Source organism: Mesorhizobium sp. M2A.F.Ca.ET.043.05.1.1 (assembly GCF_003952445.1).
Taxonomy (GTDB): domain Bacteria; phylum Pseudomonadota; class Alphaproteobacteria; order Rhizobiales; family Rhizobiaceae; genus Mesorhizobium.
On the sequence record NZ_CP034446.1, the window covers coordinates 2,400,529 to 2,418,073 of the forward strand.

Here is a 17,545-nt window from a genome sequence, read left to right on the forward strand (position 1 = left end):
GCTATGCGCCAAACCAGAACTGCGTTGCCCCGGGCACGCGAACCCTTCCAGGATCAACTCATCCAAGGCAGCAAGGACGCGATCAAACGCTCCCGGGAATTGCTGCGCCGCACCGAGCGTTTGGTCCGCTCGGGACTGCCGATTGTCTCGGAACAACCTTCCAACGAAGTCCCTAATCCCTAGAGCAATTGCAGATCGCGGAAGGTCGACCCGACCTATCTCTCGATGACCCGCAAGCCGCGTCAACGCGCCCTTCCCCAATCCGCTGCCCTTTTCCGGCCGACGCCCATCAGTCGCCGCGTCGTTTCCGGTGCGGAGACTCCTGATTCTCGCCGCGCAGCATCTGCCTGTCGTCGGGATCGATCAGATCGCGCTCGCCAGCTTTCAACCCGCTGCCTTTCGCGCGGGCGGCCCGCTCCTGGCTCGGCCGCTTCAGCTCTTCCCTGGCGTTGAAATCCTTTCCGGCGTTCCTGGTGTTGACGCGCTCCTCGATAATGCGTTGCTGCTGGTCGTGCGTTGTCTTGCCTGCCATCACGTCTCTCCTGTGCTGGAACCAATCTCTCAAATGGAGAAGCCCGCCCGGAGGATGAGCGGGCGGGCTTCGATCGGGAGGATTGGAACCCGATGGCGGCGGGCTTCGGGGATGCCGCCGCGGACCAAACCGGCGAGCGGCGCTTATGTTCCGGCAGGAAGCGATGCTCTCTGAGTTCAACTGAGCCCATCGCGCTACAACCCGCTCATGGGCTACCGCCAGCGAGCGGTGACAAATCACGATTGCGCAGCGGAACAAGTCCAGGCGCTTCCGGTTTCGCAGTGATCAGGACTGCGTGAAAATGGCCCAGGATCGACGTCATAACGAAGCTCTCGCCAGGTTGCTGAGACAGCAGTTTTCCAGCGAGGTTTTGAGACGGCACCTGCGCGCGTGGCCACTTTTCCGAGTTGACGGTCAGCTTCCCGAGCGCCTTCGAGCCCTGCTTGAAAGGCTCGGGCGGAGAAAGGGTCGCAATCACAAAGGAGATGACAACCGCTGAGAGGGCAGTTCGGGCAATCAGCAGAGGCGCGGTTAAGACTTCGGTCCAGACCGCGCGGGACCGTGGGCCCACACCGGGAACGGAAGCCACTTGCTCCCGTTGGTCGAAGGCGAAAGCTGCACAGGCAGCGCGTCATCAAGAATTGAGAGAGAAGAAGAGAAGACATGAACAACATCATCTGGCTCGTAGGAGCAATCGTCATCGTCCTTGCCATCCTCGGATTCCTCGGCATCCGGTGACGCCGGCGGGCGTCACTTAATTGAGAAGCCGCTCCCGGTGGGCAATGTGCAGCGCCTGCGTGACTTGGAATAGATCAAGCAATTCTATTGCCTGCTCGGCTGGCGCGCCCAGCTCGATGAGGCGATCGATGATCTCTCGCTGGCGAGAGATATGACGCGCTCCCGTGCGGATATGACGATCGAGCATCTGAAGCTCGGTTTCGGGGCTAACCATCTGGTCCCAACGCGAGGGGTATCGCAACATAGTACTTGCGCCCGTGATCGTGCGCCGGCTTTGATTTCCATCAAATTCCCGAGGAGCCTGGTCGTCATGGCGCGCCTCGACTCCTCTCTGCCACGGGGATATGATTTCAAAGCTCGGAGGGCGAGCCTGATGGACCGCTTTATCGCCAGGGAGAACATCAAGCACTTCGTGGACCGCCTTCAAACGGAGACGGACGATTGCACCAGAGCGACGGTTCAAAGGCTGCTGATTGCTGAAGAGGACAAATTCGCGAAATTGTCCGAACGGCTGGATATGGTGGACCAGAACATCCTCAGGATCGCCGACCTCGCAGTGCTACAGCGGGCAAAGGTCAACGACATGCGCCTTGATGGCGACGGCGCGGCATTGGCTCACCGACACCTCGAAAACCTCGAGCAATTATACGAGCTCTTTGTCACCAGCCGGCAACGCGTAGTCATTATGATGGATAAGTCCAGCCTATAGCCGGCAGCCGGTCGAACAAGATCTTCCTTTGCGGCCAACCGGTCCCCGCTGCCTTGAGCCTGTGTTGGCCCGGCGCCACGATAACAAAAACGGCGGCCGAAAGAGCCGCCGTTCCTTGTCTGTCGACCGGCCTCAGTTTGCGCCGCCGAGTTCCTTGGTCATCTTGCAGAAATTGTCATGCTGCTTGGCGATGGTCTCGTCGCCGCAGTCCTTCTTGATCGAGGTGCGGTCTTCCTCGGTCATGGCCAGCCATGCCTTCTTGAACTCATCGCCGGATCTCATCGTCTTCATCCCCGCATCGGTGAAGAAAGGCGCCATCTTTTGCGGGTCGTCCAAGGCCGATGTGCCTTTGGCGCTACTGGCCATCGCCGCGCTGGTCGCGAGCGAAAGCGCGAGTGCGCTCATGCAAAGAATCTTGGTATTCATTTTTCTTCTCCCTGCCTTCATTGGAAACAACTGCTGTTCAACAGCGCTTGTGCTGGCAAAAAGTTCCAGGCGGAATCAAAGAATGCAGCCGCGCGAATTGCCGCCCCGAGGACGGTCGGTCTGCCCGCTTCGGTCGGCTCGTTTGTTCGGGCGGCGGTCAACAACAAATGAGAGTTTCCCGGGCGCTTTCACAGGAAAATTCTGTTGGGAACAAGTTCGAAAAAACTGTGTTGGGGTTGGTTATCCACCCACTCAGGAGATGCAGACATGCCGACAACGAAAGCGGCCTCGAACAAGGGCCTCAACGAACTTTTCCACGACACGCTGAAGGACATCTATTTCGCAGAGAAGAAGATCCTGGCAACGCTGCCCAAGATGGCCAAGGCAGCGCAGGACGAGGCGCTAAAGGCCGCCTTCGAAAAGCACCGCGGCCAGACCCAAGAACATGTCGCGCGTCTCGAGGAAGTGTTCGAGGTGATCGACAAGAAGCCGGTCGGCAAGACCTGCCAGGCGATCATGGGCATCACCGAGGAAGGCGCCGAGATCATGGAAGAGTACAAGGGCTCGCCCTCGCTCGACGCAGGCCTGCTGGCCGCGGCGCAGGCTGTCGAGCATTATGAGATTTCGCGCTACGGCACGCTCAGGACCTGGGCGCAGGAACTCGGCCTGGCCGAGGCCGTCACCTTGTTCGACCAGACGCTGAACGAAGAGAAGGAAACGGACGTCGCGCTCACCAAGCTCGCCGAGTCCGCGGTCAACGTCGCGGCAGAGGCAGCCTGAGTTCGAGCAAGCTGCGACGCGGCACGGGAAGGCAAGCCTGCGGGGCCTGCCTTCCGAACCCCCGCCATCGACCATGGAACTTCAGCGCCGGCCGGGAGTTGCCATAGGGCGGAAACTCTGGCGATGACAAAAGCGTCGCTCCACCTCCTGAAGGGCACAGGTTATCTGATCTCGACGGTCAGCGTGATATTGCTAGCCATCGTAAGCTGGTCGAGCGCATCGCAAAGTCCGTTGCTGGTTGCCTGCCTGCTCGGCGGCGCCGCGACATCGATCGCCGGCATGTTCTGCCGCTGGCTATCCTACCAAATCGAGAAGCGCTTGAACGACCGGTAAGGCATACGCCCTTTTCGAGGGTGGGGGCCGGATTGCTGGACACTCAGTTTTATCGCGGGCGGTTCGGCCTGTTGGCGCCGGTTTGCGACATCAGCGCGGTGATCAAGCAGACGATGACAATCCAGACGGCGACTTCGATGCCGGAGGCGCCGCGCGCCGGCGGCGGGGCGGTGGCGGCCGCCGGCGGATCGGCGGCCACCGCTGGCGCGAGGTCCGGCCGGCTGCCGCGGCGCAGCGAATAGGCGCGGGTGATCTCGGCGCCGAAGAGGAAGATCTGCGCCGAATAGTAGACCCAGACCAGCACCACCATCAGGGCTCCGGCCGCGCCATAGGAGGTGGCGATGGCGCTGGTGCCGATGTACCAGCCGATGAGCGACTTGCCGATGGTGAAGAGCAGCGCGGTGACCAGCGCGCCGACGCCGACATCGCGCCAGGTGAGCTCCCTGTCGGGCAGGACCTTGTAGATCGCGGCGAAGAGGAACGCGATCAGCGCGAAGGAGACGATCGTGTTGATGGCGCTGACGATCAGTTCTCCGAAAGGCAGGCTCCGGTTGATGATCTCGCCCAGCGCCGCGATCGCCGTGCTGGCCGCGAGCGAGACCAGGAGCAGGAAGCCGAGCGCGGCCACGAGGCCGAGGCTCGCCGCCCTCGCCCTTACAAGGCGCGACAGCGACGCCCCGTTGGGCTTCACCTTCCAGATTTCGTTGAGCGACTGCTGCATCTCGCCGAAGACGCCCGACGCCGTGACCAAAAGCGTCACCACTCCGATCAGCGTGGCAAGCGCGCTCGACCAGCCATGCGAAGCGGTCTCCAACGTGGCCTTCAGCAGGTCTGCGCTCTGTGGCCCCATCACGCCCGATATCTCGGCCGACAGCGCCAGCTGCGCGGCATCGTTGCCGATGACGAAACCGGCGACCGCGACGACGATCAACAGGATCGGCGCCAGCGACGTGGTGGCGTAGAAGGCCATCGCCGCCCCATGGCTCAGCGCATTGTCATCGATGTAGCCGCTGACGCTTTCCTTCAGTATGACCCAGCCTTCGTCGACCCAGCGCGGCATCGCCCCCTCACCTGTTTCGGACACGGATCGAGCGCGGTTCGGCGCCGGCTTTGTCGGACTTCATATTTCCTGCCATTGCCGGCAAGACCTCCCTTGGGCGGGCCGGGTGGGACAAGAGCTCGACTGCCATTTCGTTGGCCAGGGCGAGAAGCCGGAGAAACCAGCCCTGTTCTCTTTGCCACCCGGTCCGGCTGACGCGGCCCGCCAATCACAACCCGGCGCGGGCGCTCTGGTTCCGGGAACACCCGAAGACCGGAGGCTCCAGGAATGCGGCCCAGCGCCCCGATGCCATAAAGCCGCGTCGCGCGATCTTCGCTTTGGGCAAGCGCGGTTGTATGATCGGCGGCAAGCTTATAGCCTGTCGGCCCAACGGGTATTTCGGCAATGGATTTGGAAGACCTCTACCGGATTCTGCGGACAGGTCACGTGCAGGCCCAAGGCATTGTCGACACTGTTTCCGATCCCATGCTGGTGCTGGATTCAGCCCTGACCGTCCAGAGCGCCAACCGCGCCTTCTTCAGAACATTCGCGGTCGAGCGTTACGACACGATCGGACAGCATCTGTACGACCTCGGCAACGGTCAATGGGATATTCCCGAGCTGCGTCATCTCCTTGGAGAGGTGATCCCTAAAAGCTCGGCGGTGATCGATTACAAAGTGGAGCATGATTTCCCGCATATCGGGAAGAAAGTCATGCTTCTGACGGCACGCACCGTGTTCAATCCGGACAATGTCAGCCACCTCATGTTGCTGTCGATCGTCGACATTACGGACAGAAGCCGGAAAGAAGCGGAGTTCGAAGCGGTCTTTGGAGAATTGCGCCACCGGCTCAAGAACCTGCTCGGGCTGGTGCGGGCGCTGGCCAACCAAACGAGGACGGAAGGCATTTCGGCAGAGGAATATCGCACCGCGTTCCTCGGCCGGCTGCAGGCCGTTGTGGATGCAAATGACCTGGCATTCAGCGATCATGGTGAAGATGGTCTCGAAGCCCTGGCGGCGCGCGCGACGAAACCCTTCCAAACCGCTCCCGAGACGATCATCATCGAGCCCGGACCGTCAGTGACCCTGGCGTCGAGGAGATAATGTCGCTAAGCCTTCTGCTGCACGAACTGGCAACCAACGCCCTCAAATATGGCGCTTTGTCAGCTCCGGCCGGGACGGTTCGAATTCGATGGGAGGTCGAGCAAGGCGATCATCCATTGCTGCGCCTGTCCTGGCGCGAGAGCGGCGGCCCGCCTGTACGCAAGCCCACCTCGACTGGGTACGGAACCCAGCTCATTCAATTCGCCATCGCATACAATCTCGGTGGCAAGGTGGAACAGAATTATCGAACCGAAGGTTTCGAAGCAGAGATCGTCGTCCCCCTCGAAAGGGCCGCTCGCCCAGATTGATGGCCGGTGCAAAAGACCATCCTGATCGTCGAAGATGAATTCATCATCGCGATGGATCTTAAGGTCATGCTCGAGCGCCTGGGATGGCGGGTCCTGGGACCGGTCCCCAAAGTCGCACAGGCGCTCCGCCTGCTGGAAGACGAACTGCCGACGGTGGCCTTGCTCGACGTGAATTTAGGCGACCATCTCGTCACGCCCGTAGCCGAGGCCTTGCGCAGCCGCGGCGTGCCTTTCGCGGTGGCGAGTGCTTATGACAGGCCGGAACTCTTCGGCGGGGCCGTCCTGGGGACGGTAACCAATGTCGGGAAGCCGACATCGGAGTGGGTCCTCCTGGAGGTTCTGGCGAAGCTCTCGCCACCCTGACCTCGTGCCCCTCCACTTCTCGCGTCGAAGCCTAGGCAAACCAACGGTATTCAACTAGCCTCGAAGCCGGATCAGAGCCGCGTGGGGCATGCGATGAAGGTCAATGTCGTCTACGCGCATCCGGCGCAGGACAGCTACGTGGCCTCGCTTCATACGCGTGTCTTGGGGGTCCTCAGGGCCAGGGGCGACGAGGTCGTCGACTTCGATCTCTACCCATGAAATTCGATCCCGTGATGCAGGTCGAGGAGTTGAAGGGGCACGCCGGTCCATCGCCAGCACCTGCGGAGCTGCGGGTCTATATCGACGCGTTGCAATGGGCCGAGGCTTGCGTGTTCTGCTTCCCGACCTGGTGGTCGGGCATGCCTGCTGTGCTCAAGGGATATTTCGACCGCGTGTGGCGGCCGGGCGTCGCCTTCGACCTGCCGACGGATGGCGGCACGATCAAGCCGGCGCTTGTGAACATCCGCCGGATGGGCATCGTCACCACCTTCGGCTCGCCTTGGTGGTACACCAGGCTCTACATGCATGACCCCGGCAGGAAGGTGCTTTTGCGCGGCTTGAAATCCATGTGCGGACGCACGGAGAAGCACCTCTATCTGGCGAAATACTCGGTGGAAGGCATCTCCAACGAGGAACGGGAAAAGTTCGCCCGCAAGGTGGAGCAACGCTTCGAGCGTTTTTGATCGGCCCCGCAGACTGCGGACCACCTTCGTTCTGAGTCTATGAACACTCCGCTGCTTTGTTGGCGAACTATGGATGGTGCGCGTCGATCATTGCGGCCGTGTATTCGAAGCAACCGATGGATCGGCCATGTTGCGGTCCATTGCGCGAAAACGATCTCGACGGTTAACAAATGTGGATGCGCGGCCGGTGCCACATGAGCACCATGTCGGCGTTCGCCCCTGGCGGGGCCGAGCTCAAGCCACCTTCTCCCGCTGGCTCATGCCAGCGGGCTTTTTGCGTCGCGCTTCTCCGGGCTTTTTGCTCATACCAAACCGTTTCGAGCTCGGCCTAACGAAACCTCTCCTGGCTTTGCGCCTTACTTGTAGAGCGATGGAGAGTGCGCATGCAGAAGGACGGGCACGACGAAAAAGTCGATAGCCGACTGCTGGCCGGGAAGCTGGCCAAGGAAGTGGGTATAACCGAGGCGCAAGCGAGGGAGCTAATCCATATGATCGGCTTTGACTGGACGTCCCTCGTCCGCGAAGCCCGCTTTTTGAAAGACAGGCATTGACCGGGAGCCGACCCTGCTTATGCGAGCCGCCTGATGCGGCCGCTTGCCAGGCGAAACACGCCGTCGGTGCCTCCCTGTCGCTCGAAGTCGGTCTGGATTTCGTCCCACGTGCCAAGATAGGCCCCGCACTCGGCGCAATGGATCGGCGTTGAGGATTGGGCGTTCCTGGGGATGTTCAACCGGATCGTTCCGCAGTGCGGGCATTCCAGACGGTGATCGAGATACTCACCCTTCGCGGCATAATGGCCGCCTCGTCCGTCGCTCATCGAAGCTGCACTTCCCTTGATAGGTTGGGCGAAAGCGTGATGGGCTCTTCCGGCGCGCGCTTGCCTTTGCTCTGTGCGGCGACTGCTCGAACTTACACCTTCGGCGGGGTGACGCCCTAACATATGATTGGGCGAGCGATCACGGTTGGTCGCCGGCAATGTTTGCCGGACCTGTCCTGCCCAAGCCGGTTCCGACCGGGAATGTCTGTCAATCCCGCAGCTTCCTCGCTGACGCCCGAGGGTCTTGCGGTCGTTGCCGTGTTCGCTGATCAGCTCTGCGAACCTGCTCAGGAGTGGACCCGATAGTGCTTCGCGCAGTAGCGCACCTCATGCTCCTCGCCCGCCGACACGCGGTCGCGGTATCGAAAGTCGCGTTTGGTCCTCTCGCCCGTCATGGCCGTTCCTCCAGAGTGAACAGCGACATAGCCGGAATATTCCAAGGGGCTTTTTCCGCAGAAACCAATCAAACCGGCCCGGGCGCAATCGGCGATTTGCAACAGCAGGCATTGCATCTATATTTAGCTGACTAAGTGATTCATGGCGCGGTGAACCGATGGCCAAGAAGAAAAACAAACCGACCTCTTCCGGCGTTGTGGAGGCCTCGCGCGCCGAGATCCACGAAGCCACCTATTTTGCCCGCAAATGCGGCCTCACCCGCGACGAGGCCCTGCAGATGATCCGCGAGGCGCACGCCGCGCCGGTGCTCAAGCCGGCCGAGAGCGAGAAGCGCAAGCACTGAAGGCCCGGGCCTCATTGCCCCGTCTGCGGCGGTACCTCGCCCGGTTTGATCACCGGCATCTCGCTGCCGGTCGGCGGCGGGGTCGTCGCGTTCTTGTCGCCAGTCGGCGGCGGCTTCAGCACGCCGCCGCAATTGCCGAGCTGTTTCGACAGCTCATCCGTATCGGCCTCTTGCTTCTGTTTCTGCTGCTGGTCGTTGGCGTCCGGCTTGGCCTGGCAGTTCTGCGTCTGCTGATCCGGCTTGGCCGTCTGTGCCGCCGCCGGCAGCGCCGGCATCAGCGCGATGGCCGCGATGAGAAGGGCTTTCTTCATGGGATCCTCCTGATGGTCAGTAGCCCCCAATGATCGGCAGGATCTCGCCGGTGATGTAGCTGGAGGATTGCGGCGAGGCCAGGAACACATAGGCCGGCGCGATCTCCTCCGGCTGGGCGGGACGCTTCATCGGCGTCTTGGCGCCGAACTGCGAAACATCCTCCGCCTGCTTTTCCGACGGGTTGAGCGGCGTCCAGACCGGACCGGGCGCCACCGCGTTGACGCGGATGCCCTTGGCGATCAGGTTGCCGGAGAGCGCGCGCGTGAAGGCGTGGATGCCGCCCTTGGTCATCGAATAGTCGACCAACTCCTTCGAGCCTTCGATACCGGTGACGGAACCGGTGTTGATGATCGCCGAGCCCGGCTTCATTTGCGGCACGGCTTCCTGCGCCATGTGGAAATAACCGTAGAGATTGGTCTTCAGCGTGGTGTCGAAATGCTTTTCGGTGAGATCGGCGAAGTCGGCCGAATGAACCTGGAAGGCCGCGTTGTTGACGAGCACGTCGAGCCTGCCGAAGGCCTTGACGGTCTCGGCCACCGCCTTGCGGCAGAAGGCGCGTTTGGCAACGTCGCCGCGCAGGGTGATGCAACGCCTGCCCTCGGCCTCGACCGCCTGCTTCGTCGCCTTGGCGTCTCGGTCCTCGCTGAGATAGACGATCGCGACATCGGCGCCTTCGCGCGCGAACAGCACGGCCACCGCGCGGCCGATGCCGGAATCTCCGCCGGTGACCAGCGCGACCTTGTCCTTGAGCTTGCCGGATCCTTGCCAGAACGGCGCGTCATAGAGCGGCGCCGGCTCGATCGCCCATTCCTCCCCGGGCTTGGGGTGATGCTGCTTCGGGAAAGGCGGCACGGGGTAGCGGCGCGCGCCGGCCTGCATCGCGCCCGAGGCTTTCGGCTTCGGCTTGCTGCGATCGGTGGCATCGACCTGACGCTGGATGCTGCGCTGCCTGCGCGCGGCCTTTGCGGCGTCCGGCTTCTGCCCGGTGACTGATTCTGGGCTGCGTCTGATTTCGTTCGGCTGCTGGTTGGCATGATGGTCTCCTTTCGGGAGACAACGCATGTCGGCGCAAAAGGTTGGCCCCGGTTCGTCGCCCGTCGAGAAGCCCGCGGATACATCAAAGTTAAATGCGGCTGACCGATCCAGGGTGCTAACCCTTGGCCATTGGGGGGACTCTCGAGGAGGAGTCCCATGGACGTTCGAACTTTCATCGGCAGCCTGTCGGCCGCTTTGCGGCGCCGGCGCGGCGCCACGCCGCCCCCCCCCGTGAGGGTGATCCGCGCTTCGCTCGCCGATGTGCCGCTGAGGCCGCGTCCGCGGCCGCCGCACCGGCCGGCGCCGCCGATCAGGCCCGCGAGCAATATGTGACATCGCGCTTGTCGTGCCGACTGGCCGGCCGGATGCAACCGACCGGCGACATCCTCGTTTAGGCCCATCCCCCAATCTTGTGGTGCATCATGAAATCCTTGCCTATCAACAGCCCCCTTCTCATCCTCGCTGCCGCCATGATCACCGTGGCACCCTTTGCCGGCCTGGCCTGGCGGACGCGCGAATGGCTCGGATGGTGAGGACCCGATGAGCCGTTTCCTCCCCCTCACCATCCGCTTCGTCAGCGGCGGCACGATGGTGGTCACCACGGTGGCCGAGGCCAAGAAGGCGCTCGCCGGGACATGGAAGAACAAGGAAGCGCCGGACTATCTCAAGGCGGCGCGGCTGGTGGACGATGCGATCGCGGGCACCTGCCGGCCGGCCGTCGCCTTTGCCGCCTTCAAGAAGGCCGCCGCGCAGCAGGGGCTGCTGAAGGAGGCCGCGCCGAGCGCCGCGCTCACCATGCTGGACGAGTTGTGGTCACGCTCCAAGGTTCCGCCAAGCTAGGAGGCCGCTCCATCCTCGCCGGCTACCTTGGCCGGTCTATCTCGGCTCGCGCGACATGCTGAGATAGGTCGGATCGAATTCGGCGATCGTGACCAGCCGCTCCCAGTCGAGGATCGTGATCATATGGTTGGTCCAGCTGATGACGTTCATGCGTCGCAGCGTTCCGATCACCCTGTTCATATGGACGACGGACAGGCCCAGCACGTCGGCGAGCTGGGCCTGCGACAGCGGCAGGTGGAAGCTCATGTCGCGCGTCTTCTTCACCACCTGAAGCCTGACGAACAGCTCGCATATCAGATGCGCGAGATGGGACAGCTTTGAGCGGCGCCCCATGGCCACGATCCATTCGCGGTGGATGGCACCATCGACCAGCGTGTCCAGCCAGAGCAATCGGGTGAGATGCGGCGCCTGCTCGGTGATCGTCTTGAGCTTGCTGTGCTCGGCCGCCGCCACATGACAGGGCGACAGCGCGATGATGCCGTGATCCATCGTCTTGAGCAGGAATGCATGCAGGTCCACGAAATCGCCCGCGACCTGCAGCGAGGTAAACTGGCGACCCCCGTCCTCCAGAACCTTGTAGCGGGCAGCCAGCCCGTCGATGATCAGGGTGCTGTAGGTCGGCCTGCTTCCTTCGACAACGATATCCTCTCCCACGCCGAAATATTTCTCGATCGACAGGGTCGATGTGAGCAACGCTTTCTCTTCGTCCGAGAGCGCGTCGTGCTGGCCGAGATTGAGATAGAGTGATTCCAGCATCCGGCTGCCTCCATTCGCCACTGCTAACGCCGTAGGCCGACGCTGGTTGCGAGGATTCCGCGCCTTAAGGTGGCCGATTCTCCCTCTGGATCAGATGTTTGGAACCATGATCGCGCCCGCGAATTGACCGTCGGATTGGGACCGACGTACCGATGCAACGCTTCTATTTCGACCTTTACAACACCGAGCACAGCCAGGAAGATACCGAGGGACAGCTCTTCGCCAACCGCGAGCGTGCCGGCATGGAGGCACTGCGCATCCTGCATGACGTCGCCCGCGACGAGATGCCGGGCGGCAGGCATCTGACCATCACGGTCAAGGTGCTCGACGAAAAGCGCGACCAGATCTTCGAAGCGTCGCTGACGCTGGATTCGGCCTGGACTTGAGGCGGCCGGCGCCGGTCCAGACACCGGAGGCAAGCATGTTCGACGATTTCGACAGCCGTGAGATCGACGCGGGTGAGGCCAGGATCTTCGCCCGCCGCGGCGGCGCCGGCCCCGGCCTGCTTCTGCTGCACGGCTTTCCGCAGACGCATGCGATGTGGCGCGAGGTCGCGCCAATCCTGGCGCGGGATTTCACGGTCGTCTGCGCCGATTTGCGCGGCTATGGGCAAAGCTCCTGCCCGCCATCGGCCGCCGACCATGCGCCCTATGCCAAGCGCGCCATGGCCGCCGACATGGTGGCGCTGATGGAGAAATTGGGTTTCAGACGCTTCATGGTCGCCGGTCACGATCGCGGCGGGCGTGTCGCCTACCGGCTGGCGCTCGACCATCCGGATCGCGTCGAGAAGCTCGCTGTGCTCGACATCATTCCCACCGCCGATGCGTGGGACCGCGCCGACGCCAGACTGGCCCTCGGCTACTGGCCGTGGTCGTTGCTGGCGCAACCCGAGCCGCTGCCGGAGACGATGCTCGCGGCCGCCGCCGATGCCATCGTCGACAATGCGCTTTCCGGCTGGGGATCGTCGCCCGACGCGTTTCCGCCCGGGGTGCGGCAACTCTATGTCGACGCGCTGCGCGACCCGGCGCACATCCATGCCATTTGCGAAGAATATCGCGCGGCGGCGTCCCTCGACCGCGAGCATGACCATGCCGACAGGAGGACCGGCCGGCACATCGCTTGCCCGCTGATGGCGCTATGGAGCGAACATGGAGCGCTGGCCGAGTGGTACGTCGAGGAAGGCGGCCCGGAGGCGCTGTGGCGGAACTGGGCCGACGACGTCAGCGGCGGCGCCTTGCCCGGCGGTCATTTCTTTCCGGAGGAGTCGCCGATCGAAACGGCAGCCACGCTCGACGCATTCTTCTCCGGAAGATAGCCCTGCGGGCGTTGGCACCGGCCCGCCAAGCGCCCGACGGGACGGCTCACGCAAGCATCAGGTAAAGCAACGGCGCCGCCGCAAGGCCGATCGCCATTGCGATAAGCGCGGCATGGCCCAGACGCTCCGCGCGCCTGGCGATGTCGGCTATCTCAGCCTCATCATTGATGTCGTCGAGGAATGAAAGATCGAAAGGCGCGGCAGGTTGATTGTCGTTGGCAGGCGGGGTTTCGACAGCCTGCCGGTTGGGCTTTGCAGAGATATAGGTCAAAACGTCGTCTCGCTCCGGGGCCGGCTTCGCGGCCTTCTTGTTCGTGGACATTGGTGCCCGCCGACTTGCGCGGGGGGCGATCGGCGGGCACCAGTACGGTCGGCGATGAAGGGGTTTTCTCGTCGGCCGCTCACCAATTCGCAGAAAGCCCATTGGTTGCACAAGCCAGTCCAATGCGCTTGCCGGGTCGGACTTCAGTCGGGCGGAGTCACGAAATATTTCGGGCGGAACATCGGTTGCCGGCGCTTGTTCCCCCTACTCAAGGATGTCGAACGCGTCCTTGATTCAACCCTGAAGAACAATCCGAACCAACGGAGAATTGGATATGCCCAATCAAGGCGGAACCCACGAACAGCACGTCAAGGCCGGCCAGCAGAGCCACAAGAACCGCGACGATCAGCGCCGCGGCGGTGGACAGCAGCAGGCCGAGGACCGCAATATGGGTCAGCGGAGCGCGGGCCAGCACAGAGGCGGCAGCGGCAACTTCGCCGAAGACCGTCAGCGCGCCTCGGAAGCAGGCCAAAAGGGCGGCCAGCGCTGAATTCAAGATGGCGTCCGCGGTCGCAGGCGCCATCTCATTTGCCCGGCGCGATCGATCCCGGGATGGAACATCTTCCCCGTCCTCCAGTTGACCTTAGGAGCGGCCGCCGTAGCAGGCTGCCGTCGCCGCAGGATGTTCAACGGAGGCACCAATGTCCTTGCATTCCCTTCATCCCGAACGCGTCGATGAGACCCGCATGAAGGCCTATTCGACCTTCGGTCCCCTGCTGATCCATGCCTTGGCGCAAAAACTGGCGCGCTGCCAGGGCGTGCGTGAATTGGACAAGATCGAACAGTCGCTGGTGCGCCTGGTCGAGGAGACAGACGTGGCCGCTCTGGATGCCGAGGCCATGAAGGAGTTCGCGGTCGAGCTCATCGTGTCGACGCTCCGCAACGCGCGTGAGCATCCCGACGCCAAGCAGGACCTTGAACCAATCGACGAGCGCCGCACGGAAGGCCGCTCGGAGGATCCGGACACGCTGGAAGAGCAGTTGCAGTCTGGCCTCGAGGACAGTTTCCCGGCCAGCGATCCGCCGGCCGTGGTTTCCACCGCGATCACCGGCGGCTCCAAGGACATCGTCGGGACCGACGAAGTGCTGCGCCGCAAGAAGGAAGCACGCCGCAAGCAGTCGGAGGCGGCGGACTGACACGGCGCCGAAGCAAAGGAGACGCGCAATGACGCAGGCAAACGACAACATACCGCACCGGCCGGGCGCCGCGAACGCGCCACATGGCGGCACTCTGCCTGTCAAGGGCGGCGACGATCCCGACGTGCGGTTCCTGGCCGAGAACACCGACCTTTCGCCGAAGCAGGCGCGCGAGTTGATCCGCGAGCACGGACACGACCGCGCCAAGCTGCTCGAGATCGCACGAACCATGAAGGCGGAAGGCTGAACGCCCTCCGGAAAGCGAGGCAAGGATGAGCAATTCACCGAAGAAGGGACGAGCTGGAACGTCCGATCAATGGCCGCGCTGGGAGGGCCCGAAGGCCAACAAGCCGCGCGGCTACCTGCCGCCGGAGGACGATCCCGACGAGAACCGCGACGCCGCCGGCGAGAACAACAAGGACCCGGAACGCTCCGACCTTGGCGACGTCGCCAAGAAGAAGGGCGATTAATCCCTTCCCGAATTCACTCAGCGCAACAAGGAGAAGAAAAATGCCACGTGGCGACAAATCGAAATACACCGACAAGCAGGAACGCAAGGCCGACCATATCGCCGAAGGCTACGAGAAGCGCGGCGTTTCCGAAAAGGAAGCCGAACGGCGCGCCTGGGCGACCGTCAACAAGGACGATGGCGGCGGCAAGAAGGAAGGCGGATCGGGACGCGGCAAGCACACCGGCCATCCGGCCGCGCATAAGGGCGGCAGGATGGGCGGCAAGGCCTCGGGCGAGCGCTCCGCGGCGGACAGATCGGCTTCGGCGAAGAAGGCTGCCGCAACGCGCAAGCGCAATGCGGAGCACCACGCGCATCATTGAGCGGCCTCCTCCTTCTCCCCTTGTGGGAGAAGGTGTCGCCGAAGGCGACGGATGAGGGGTGCTGGAAGAAACGACGCGCTGAAGAATAGGATGCTTCAAGCGCCCATTTCTTCATCGCAGCGATCCTTCCAACACCCCTCATCCGTCTCGGCGCTGCGCGCCGATCCACCACCCGGGGGGCGAGCCACGGGTCTCGCCCCGTCCTTCGGACCCCACAAGGGGAGAAGGAAGAAGCCCTACAGCGGCATCTCCGAAGTCTGCTTGATGATCTGGCTGGGCACGTCCGTCTTGACGTTCTGCACGCCCTTGATGCGGCTCAGATGCTCCGACTGGAAGCGGCGGTAGTCGTCGATGCCGGCCGCCACGATCCGCACCAGCGCGTCGCAGTCGCCCATCATCAGATAGCACTCCATCACTTCGGGGAACTTCGCCACCTCGGCGGCGAAATGCTCGATCGTGTCCTCGTCCTGCTGCTGGAGCCAGATGCGGGTGAAGAAGGTCTGGCCGCGGCCGATCTTGGCCGGGTTGAGCACAGCGACATAGCGGTCGATCACGCCCGCCTCTTCGAGCAGTTTCACGCGCCGCAGGCAGGGCGACGGCGAGAGACCGACTTGCCTGGCAAGATCGTTGTTTGCCATGCGCCCGTCGCGCTGCAGGGCGCGCAGGATACGTCTGTCGATCTCATCGAGCTTCATGGTTACAGATTCCAACTCTTCAGGTGAACGCGCTATCCAATGCCGAATTTTGGCAGGAATAGCGCATTTTCGCAACCCGATTGCCGCGCGTTTCGGCTATGGTTCCGGGACCGACAACAACCCCACACCGAACGGGAGAACGGATGGCCCCAAGGCCAGCCGAAAGCAAAGCCATGAGCGTTTCCGAGATCGCCCTCGCCGAGGGCAAGGCCGCCAACAGGCGCGGCGCCGAGTTCCGGCGCGGGCTCGCTGCCGCGACGCCTGTGCTGCTCGGCGTCGTCCCCTATGCGCTGGTGCTCGGCGCGCAGGCCGCGCAGAGGGGCCTCAGCGTGCTCGAGGTGCCGCTGATGACCGGGCTCAATTTTGCCGGCGGCTCCGAATTCGCCGCGATCCAGCTCTGGACCTCGCCGCCGCATGTCCTGCTGATCGCCGCCATCACGCTTTTGGTCAACAGCCGGCATTTCCTGATGGGCGCAGCGCTTGCGCCTTTCATCAGGCACCTACCGAAGCGCCAGGTTTTTCCGGCGCTGTTTTTGATGTGCGACGAGAGCTGGGCGGTTGGGCTTGCGGACGCGCAACGCCGTGCCGCCGCCGGCATGCGGCCGGCCTTCAGCCTGCCCTTCTATCTCGGCGCCAGCTTGGCCGTCTACCTCGCCTGGGTAGCCTTCACGACCTGCGGCGCGGCGCTTGGGCCCGTGCTCGGCGATGTCGAGACATATGGTTTCGCGATGGCCTTCCCGGCCGTCTTCCTGGTGCTGCTGAGGGGCATGTGGAAGGGCTTTGCCGCGGCGCGGCCCTGGCTGGTCAGCCTCGGGGCGGCGGCGCTCATTTATCTCCTCGTGCCCGGCGCCTGGTATGTGGCGGCCGGCGCGCTGTCCGGCCTGGTGGCCGCGTGGTTCCTGGCAGGCGAGACATGATCGACCCGATGACCTTGCTTGCCATCCTGGCGATGGCCGGCGTGACATATCTCACCCGTATCGGCGGCTATGTTGTGCTCAGGAACCGCGCGCTCAGCCCGCGCGCCACGGCGGTGATGGAAGCCGCGCCCGGCTGCGTGCTGATCGCGGTGATCGCGCCGGATTTCGTCTCGGGGAATCCGGCCGACCTCGCGGCTTTAGCCATCACCCTGCTTGCCGCGACGCGGCTGTCGATGCTGCCGACAGTTGTGATCGGGGTGGCCTCGGCGGGCGTGTTGCGGTGGCTGATCGGATAACCGGCCTCAGAGGCTGTAGAGCCCGAGCTCGTCCGGCTGGTCGCCTTCCCCGCTTGCGTGCCGCTTCAACGCGGCATCCAGCCTGTCGCTTTCGCCGCCTTGCGGGCGGACGATCGCGTTGACGAGCGTATCCAGCGAAACGCCAAGCTGATCCAGGCCAAGCTGCCTTTCGATCTTGGCGACCGCCGCCGGAGATTGCCGTTTCAACGCCTCGACGGCGCTCTTGATCGCCGAACCGTAGGAAGACACGGACTCGTAGTCGGTCTGGTCGACGCCGAATTCCTTGCCCGCTTGCTGCATCAGCCGGACCTTGGTTGCCGTGATATTGAGGCCGTCGAGGCTGAACGTGGATGCCGAGATCGCGGGCTGCATGACCGGCGAAGCCGCCGGGCCGGAGACTCCGTCGATGCTCGCGGCGGGTCTGACCGTTGGCGGCAGGCGCTGCGGCAGCAGGATCACAAGCGCGGTGCTGAGCGTCGAGGACATTGCCGGGTCTCGCACGCGCCCGTCCGTCATGGA

At 63.3% G+C, this 17,545-nt stretch carries 32 protein-coding genes; 21 read left to right on the plus strand and 11 right to left on the minus strand.

Translation table 11 applies throughout. The annotated features are described in order from the left end of the window. Nucleotides 1-289 precede the first annotated feature (289 nt). Together EJ069_RS11670 and EJ069_RS32720 are read right to left on the minus strand one after the other, a co-directional pair. Complete coding sequence (locus tag EJ069_RS11670) at nucleotides 290-532, minus strand: hypothetical protein (RefSeq protein WP_126061403.1); 243 nt, start codon at nucleotides 530-532, stop codon at nucleotides 290-292. Between the two features lie 754 nt (nucleotides 533-1,286). Further along, entirely contained in the window at nucleotides 1,287-1,457 is a 171-nt protein-coding gene (locus EJ069_RS32720) for a hypothetical protein (RefSeq protein WP_189476301.1), read from the minus strand. 123 nt (nucleotides 1,458-1,580) lie between these two features. Between EJ069_RS32720 and EJ069_RS11675 the strand changes: the two genes are divergently transcribed. Beyond that, a complete protein-coding gene (locus EJ069_RS11675; RefSeq protein WP_126061404.1) occupies nucleotides 1,581-1,979 on the plus strand; it encodes a hypothetical protein in 399 nt (132 codons plus the stop codon). Nucleotides 1,980-2,111: 132 nt separating this feature from the next. Here the strand turns inward: EJ069_RS11675 and EJ069_RS11680 are convergent, their stop codons facing one another. Then, nucleotides 2,112-2,405 carry a hypothetical protein gene (locus EJ069_RS11680; RefSeq protein WP_126061405.1) on the minus strand — a complete coding sequence of 98 codons (294 nt, stop codon included), beginning with the start codon at nucleotides 2,403-2,405 and terminating at the stop codon, nucleotides 2,112-2,114. A gap of 267 nt (nucleotides 2,406-2,672) precedes the next feature. On the opposite strand from EJ069_RS11680, the gene EJ069_RS11685 reads away from it, so the two are divergent. Both EJ069_RS11685 and EJ069_RS11690 read left to right on the plus strand, forming a co-directional pair. Continuing rightward, entirely contained in the window at nucleotides 2,673-3,185 is a 513-nt protein-coding gene (locus EJ069_RS11685; protein WP_126061406.1) for a ferritin-like domain-containing protein, read from the plus strand. Between the two features lie 123 nt (nucleotides 3,186-3,308). Beyond that, nucleotides 3,309-3,518 (plus strand): hypothetical protein, encoded by a 210-nt coding sequence (locus EJ069_RS11690; RefSeq protein WP_126061407.1) that lies wholly within the window; start codon nucleotides 3,309-3,311, stop codon nucleotides 3,516-3,518. 49 nt (nucleotides 3,519-3,567) lie between these two features. On the opposite strand, the gene EJ069_RS11695 is transcribed toward EJ069_RS11690, so the two are convergent. Next, complete coding sequence (locus tag EJ069_RS11695) at nucleotides 3,568-4,578, minus strand: YihY/virulence factor BrkB family protein (protein ID WP_126061408.1); 1,011 nt, start codon at nucleotides 4,576-4,578, stop codon at nucleotides 3,568-3,570. A gap of 384 nt (nucleotides 4,579-4,962) precedes the next feature. On the opposite strand from EJ069_RS11695, the gene EJ069_RS11700 reads away from it, so the two are divergent. The 6 genes from EJ069_RS11700 (at nucleotide 4,963) to EJ069_RS32725 (ending at nucleotide 7,566) form a co-directional block, all read left to right on the plus strand. After that, nucleotides 4,963-5,661, plus strand: a complete 699-nt coding sequence (locus EJ069_RS11700; RefSeq protein WP_245456514.1) for an HWE histidine kinase domain-containing protein — start codon at nucleotides 4,963-4,965, stop codon at nucleotides 5,659-5,661. After that, on the plus strand, nucleotides 5,661-5,969 hold the full coding sequence (locus EJ069_RS33260) for a sensor histidine kinase (protein WP_245456515.1): 309 nt from the start codon (nucleotides 5,661-5,663) through the stop codon (nucleotides 5,967-5,969). Before EJ069_RS11700 ends, EJ069_RS33260 begins: the two co-directional genes overlap by 1 nt. 6 nt (nucleotides 5,970-5,975) lie before the next feature. Beyond that, nucleotides 5,976-6,332, plus strand: coding sequence for a response regulator (locus EJ069_RS11705; protein WP_126061409.1), 357 nt, complete (start codon nucleotides 5,976-5,978; stop codon nucleotides 6,330-6,332). A gap of 81 nt (nucleotides 6,333-6,413) precedes the next feature. Beyond that, nucleotides 6,414-6,551: an NAD(P)H-dependent oxidoreductase gene (locus EJ069_RS32605; RefSeq protein WP_145965056.1), complete on the plus strand. Its 138-nt coding sequence runs from the start codon at nucleotides 6,414-6,416 to the stop codon at nucleotides 6,549-6,551. Further along, the gene (locus EJ069_RS11710; RefSeq protein ID WP_126061410.1) at nucleotides 6,548-7,015 is read left to right on the plus strand and encodes an NAD(P)H-dependent oxidoreductase; all 468 of its coding nucleotides are present in this window, start codon (nucleotides 6,548-6,550) and stop codon (nucleotides 7,013-7,015) included. Before EJ069_RS32605 ends, EJ069_RS11710 begins: the two co-directional genes overlap by 4 nt. Before the next feature lie 383 nt (nucleotides 7,016-7,398). Then, nucleotides 7,399-7,566 carry a hypothetical protein gene (locus EJ069_RS32725; protein WP_189342077.1) on the plus strand — a complete coding sequence of 56 codons (168 nt, stop codon included), beginning with the start codon at nucleotides 7,399-7,401 and terminating at the stop codon, nucleotides 7,564-7,566. Nucleotides 7,567-7,583: 17 nt separating this feature from the next. On the opposite strand, the gene EJ069_RS11715 is transcribed toward EJ069_RS32725, so the two are convergent. After that, nucleotides 7,584-7,832, minus strand: a complete 249-nt coding sequence (locus EJ069_RS11715; protein WP_126061411.1) for a hypothetical protein — start codon at nucleotides 7,830-7,832, stop codon at nucleotides 7,584-7,586. A gap of 553 nt (nucleotides 7,833-8,385) precedes the next feature. Between EJ069_RS11715 and EJ069_RS11720 the strand changes: the two genes are divergently transcribed. Further along, nucleotides 8,386-8,571: a hypothetical protein gene (locus EJ069_RS11720; protein WP_126061412.1), complete on the plus strand. Its 186-nt coding sequence runs from the start codon at nucleotides 8,386-8,388 to the stop codon at nucleotides 8,569-8,571. Nucleotides 8,572-8,582: 11 nt separating this feature from the next. On the opposite strand, the gene EJ069_RS11725 is transcribed toward EJ069_RS11720, so the two are convergent. Both EJ069_RS11725 and EJ069_RS11730 read right to left on the minus strand, forming a co-directional pair. Next, the gene (locus tag EJ069_RS11725; RefSeq protein WP_126061413.1) at nucleotides 8,583-8,882 is read right to left on the minus strand and encodes a hypothetical protein; all 300 of its coding nucleotides are present in this window, start codon (nucleotides 8,880-8,882) and stop codon (nucleotides 8,583-8,585) included. A 16-nt stretch (nucleotides 8,883-8,898) separates the two neighbouring features. Further along, nucleotides 8,899-9,945 (minus strand): SDR family oxidoreductase, encoded by a 1,047-nt coding sequence (locus tag EJ069_RS11730; RefSeq protein WP_126061414.1) that lies wholly within the window; start codon nucleotides 9,943-9,945, stop codon nucleotides 8,899-8,901. Between the two features lie 129 nt (nucleotides 9,946-10,074). On the opposite strand from EJ069_RS11730, the gene EJ069_RS32730 reads away from it, so the two are divergent. Both EJ069_RS32730 and EJ069_RS11735 read left to right on the plus strand, forming a co-directional pair. Continuing rightward, nucleotides 10,075-10,251: a hypothetical protein gene (locus tag EJ069_RS32730; protein WP_189341476.1), complete on the plus strand. Its 177-nt coding sequence runs from the start codon at nucleotides 10,075-10,077 to the stop codon at nucleotides 10,249-10,251. Between the two features lie 207 nt (nucleotides 10,252-10,458). Continuing rightward, complete coding sequence (locus EJ069_RS11735; RefSeq protein ID WP_042642795.1) at nucleotides 10,459-10,758, plus strand: DUF982 domain-containing protein; 300 nt, start codon at nucleotides 10,459-10,461, stop codon at nucleotides 10,756-10,758. Nucleotides 10,759-10,794: 36 nt separating this feature from the next. Here the strand turns inward: EJ069_RS11735 and EJ069_RS11740 are convergent, their stop codons facing one another. Next, entirely contained in the window at nucleotides 10,795-11,514 is a 720-nt protein-coding gene (locus EJ069_RS11740) for a Crp/Fnr family transcriptional regulator (protein ID WP_126061415.1), read from the minus strand. Nucleotides 11,515-11,666: 152 nt separating this feature from the next. Here EJ069_RS11740 and EJ069_RS11745 point away from each other — a divergent pair, with 152 nt between their 5' ends. Both EJ069_RS11745 and EJ069_RS11750 read left to right on the plus strand, forming a co-directional pair. Then, nucleotides 11,667-11,900, plus strand: a complete 234-nt coding sequence (locus tag EJ069_RS11745; RefSeq protein WP_042642798.1) for a hypothetical protein — start codon at nucleotides 11,667-11,669, stop codon at nucleotides 11,898-11,900. Between the two features lie 35 nt (nucleotides 11,901-11,935). After that, entirely contained in the window at nucleotides 11,936-12,829 is an 894-nt protein-coding gene (locus EJ069_RS11750) for an alpha/beta hydrolase (RefSeq protein ID WP_126061416.1), read from the plus strand. A gap of 46 nt (nucleotides 12,830-12,875) precedes the next feature. Here the strand turns inward: EJ069_RS11750 and EJ069_RS11755 are convergent, their stop codons facing one another. Beyond that, on the minus strand, nucleotides 12,876-13,151 hold the full coding sequence (locus tag EJ069_RS11755) for a hypothetical protein (protein WP_126061417.1): 276 nt from the start codon (nucleotides 13,149-13,151) through the stop codon (nucleotides 12,876-12,878). 388 nt (nucleotides 13,152-13,539) lie between these two features. Between EJ069_RS11755 and EJ069_RS32735 the strand changes: the two genes are divergently transcribed. From EJ069_RS32735 to EJ069_RS11780, 5 genes are all read left to right on the plus strand, one after another. Further along, nucleotides 13,540-13,641, plus strand: coding sequence for a KGG domain-containing protein (locus tag EJ069_RS32735; RefSeq protein ID WP_189476466.1), 102 nt, complete (start codon nucleotides 13,540-13,542; stop codon nucleotides 13,639-13,641). A 151-nt stretch (nucleotides 13,642-13,792) separates the two neighbouring features. Further along, nucleotides 13,793-14,287 carry a hypothetical protein gene (locus EJ069_RS11765; protein WP_126061419.1) on the plus strand — a complete coding sequence of 165 codons (495 nt, stop codon included), beginning with the start codon at nucleotides 13,793-13,795 and terminating at the stop codon, nucleotides 14,285-14,287. 28 nt (nucleotides 14,288-14,315) lie between these two features. After that, the gene (locus EJ069_RS11770) at nucleotides 14,316-14,534 is read left to right on the plus strand and encodes a hypothetical protein (protein WP_126061420.1); all 219 of its coding nucleotides are present in this window, start codon (nucleotides 14,316-14,318) and stop codon (nucleotides 14,532-14,534) included. Between the two features lie 25 nt (nucleotides 14,535-14,559). Further along, nucleotides 14,560-14,757 (plus strand): hypothetical protein, encoded by a 198-nt coding sequence (locus tag EJ069_RS11775; protein ID WP_126061421.1) that lies wholly within the window; start codon nucleotides 14,560-14,562, stop codon nucleotides 14,755-14,757. Nucleotides 14,758-14,797: 40 nt separating this feature from the next. After that, nucleotides 14,798-15,118 carry a plasmid stabilization protein gene (locus EJ069_RS11780; RefSeq protein ID WP_126061422.1) on the plus strand — a complete coding sequence of 107 codons (321 nt, stop codon included), beginning with the start codon at nucleotides 14,798-14,800 and terminating at the stop codon, nucleotides 15,116-15,118. Between the two features lie 236 nt (nucleotides 15,119-15,354). On the opposite strand, the gene EJ069_RS11785 is transcribed toward EJ069_RS11780, so the two are convergent. Then, entirely contained in the window at nucleotides 15,355-15,813 is a 459-nt protein-coding gene (locus EJ069_RS11785) for an Lrp/AsnC family transcriptional regulator (RefSeq protein WP_126061423.1), read from the minus strand. 173 nt (nucleotides 15,814-15,986) lie between these two features. On the opposite strand from EJ069_RS11785, the gene EJ069_RS11790 reads away from it, so the two are divergent. Both EJ069_RS11790 and EJ069_RS11795 read left to right on the plus strand, forming a co-directional pair. Next, nucleotides 15,987-16,730: an AzlC family ABC transporter permease gene (locus EJ069_RS11790; RefSeq protein WP_126061424.1), complete on the plus strand. Its 744-nt coding sequence runs from the start codon at nucleotides 15,987-15,989 to the stop codon at nucleotides 16,728-16,730. Beyond that, nucleotides 16,727-17,026: an AzlD family protein gene (locus tag EJ069_RS11795; protein WP_126061425.1), complete on the plus strand. Its 300-nt coding sequence runs from the start codon at nucleotides 16,727-16,729 to the stop codon at nucleotides 17,024-17,026. The genes EJ069_RS11790 and EJ069_RS11795 overlap by 4 nt, the downstream gene beginning before the upstream one ends. A gap of 6 nt (nucleotides 17,027-17,032) precedes the next feature. On the opposite strand, the gene EJ069_RS11800 is transcribed toward EJ069_RS11795, so the two are convergent. Continuing rightward, entirely contained in the window at nucleotides 17,033-17,542 is a 510-nt protein-coding gene (locus EJ069_RS11800; RefSeq protein ID WP_126061426.1) for a hypothetical protein, read from the minus strand. Nucleotides 17,543-17,545 lie beyond the last annotated feature (3 nt).

Bases quoted from the DNA above. Each gene is read 5' to 3' on its own strand.
- EJ069_RS11670 (WP_126061403.1), bottom strand. From the start codon at position 532: ATGGCAGGCAAGACAACGCACGACCAGCAGCAACGCATTATCGAGGAG.
- EJ069_RS32720 (WP_189476301.1), bottom strand. From the start codon at position 1,457: ATGCTCGATCGTCATATCCGCACGGGAGCGCGTCATATCTCTCGCCAG.
- EJ069_RS11675 (WP_126061404.1), top strand. From the start codon at position 1,581: ATGGCGCGCCTCGACTCCTCTCTGCCACGGGGATATGATTTCAAAGCT.
- EJ069_RS11680 (WP_126061405.1), bottom strand. From the start codon at position 2,405: ATGAATACCAAGATTCTTTGCATGAGCGCACTCGCGCTTTCGCTCGCG.
- EJ069_RS11685 (WP_126061406.1), top strand. From the start codon at position 2,673: ATGCCGACAACGAAAGCGGCCTCGAACAAGGGCCTCAACGAACTTTTC.
- EJ069_RS11690 (WP_126061407.1), top strand. From the start codon at position 3,309: ATGACAAAAGCGTCGCTCCACCTCCTGAAGGGCACAGGTTATCTGATC.
- EJ069_RS11695 (WP_126061408.1), bottom strand. From the start codon at position 4,578: ATGCCGCGCTGGGTCGACGAAGGCTGGGTCATACTGAAGGAAAGCGTC.
- EJ069_RS11700 (WP_245456514.1), top strand. From the start codon at position 4,963: ATGGATTTGGAAGACCTCTACCGGATTCTGCGGACAGGTCACGTGCAG.
- EJ069_RS33260 (WP_245456515.1), top strand. From the start codon at position 5,661: ATGTCGCTAAGCCTTCTGCTGCACGAACTGGCAACCAACGCCCTCAAA.
- EJ069_RS11710 (WP_126061410.1), top strand. From the start codon at position 6,548: ATGAAATTCGATCCCGTGATGCAGGTCGAGGAGTTGAAGGGGCACGCC.
- EJ069_RS32725 (WP_189342077.1), top strand. From the start codon at position 7,399: ATGCAGAAGGACGGGCACGACGAAAAAGTCGATAGCCGACTGCTGGCC.
- EJ069_RS11715 (WP_126061411.1), bottom strand. From the start codon at position 7,832: ATGAGCGACGGACGAGGCGGCCATTATGCCGCGAAGGGTGAGTATCTC.
- EJ069_RS11720 (WP_126061412.1), top strand. From the start codon at position 8,386: ATGGCCAAGAAGAAAAACAAACCGACCTCTTCCGGCGTTGTGGAGGCC.
- EJ069_RS11725 (WP_126061413.1), bottom strand. From the start codon at position 8,882: ATGAAGAAAGCCCTTCTCATCGCGGCCATCGCGCTGATGCCGGCGCTG.
- EJ069_RS11730 (WP_126061414.1), bottom strand. From the start codon at position 9,945: ATGCGTTGTCTCCCGAAAGGAGACCATCATGCCAACCAGCAGCCGAAC.
- EJ069_RS32730 (WP_189341476.1), top strand. From the start codon at position 10,075: ATGGACGTTCGAACTTTCATCGGCAGCCTGTCGGCCGCTTTGCGGCGC.
- EJ069_RS11735 (WP_042642795.1), top strand. From the start codon at position 10,459: ATGAGCCGTTTCCTCCCCCTCACCATCCGCTTCGTCAGCGGCGGCACG.
- EJ069_RS11740 (WP_126061415.1), bottom strand. From the start codon at position 11,514: ATGCTGGAATCACTCTATCTCAATCTCGGCCAGCACGACGCGCTCTCG.
- EJ069_RS11745 (WP_042642798.1), top strand. From the start codon at position 11,667: ATGCAACGCTTCTATTTCGACCTTTACAACACCGAGCACAGCCAGGAA.
- EJ069_RS11750 (WP_126061416.1), top strand. From the start codon at position 11,936: ATGTTCGACGATTTCGACAGCCGTGAGATCGACGCGGGTGAGGCCAGG.
- EJ069_RS11755 (WP_126061417.1), bottom strand. From the start codon at position 13,151: ATGTCCACGAACAAGAAGGCCGCGAAGCCGGCCCCGGAGCGAGACGAC.
- EJ069_RS32735 (WP_189476466.1), top strand. From the start codon at position 13,540: ATGGGTCAGCGGAGCGCGGGCCAGCACAGAGGCGGCAGCGGCAACTTC.
- EJ069_RS11765 (WP_126061419.1), top strand. From the start codon at position 13,793: ATGTCCTTGCATTCCCTTCATCCCGAACGCGTCGATGAGACCCGCATG.
- EJ069_RS11770 (WP_126061420.1), top strand. From the start codon at position 14,316: ATGACGCAGGCAAACGACAACATACCGCACCGGCCGGGCGCCGCGAAC.
- EJ069_RS11775 (WP_126061421.1), top strand. From the start codon at position 14,560: ATGAGCAATTCACCGAAGAAGGGACGAGCTGGAACGTCCGATCAATGG.
- EJ069_RS11780 (WP_126061422.1), top strand. From the start codon at position 14,798: ATGCCACGTGGCGACAAATCGAAATACACCGACAAGCAGGAACGCAAG.
- EJ069_RS11785 (WP_126061423.1), bottom strand. From the start codon at position 15,813: ATGAAGCTCGATGAGATCGACAGACGTATCCTGCGCGCCCTGCAGCGC.
- EJ069_RS11790 (WP_126061424.1), top strand. From the start codon at position 15,987: ATGAGCGTTTCCGAGATCGCCCTCGCCGAGGGCAAGGCCGCCAACAGG.
- EJ069_RS11795 (WP_126061425.1), top strand. From the start codon at position 16,727: ATGATCGACCCGATGACCTTGCTTGCCATCCTGGCGATGGCCGGCGTG.
- EJ069_RS11800 (WP_126061426.1), bottom strand. From the start codon at position 17,542: ATGACGGACGGGCGCGTGCGAGACCCGGCAATGTCCTCGACGCTCAGC.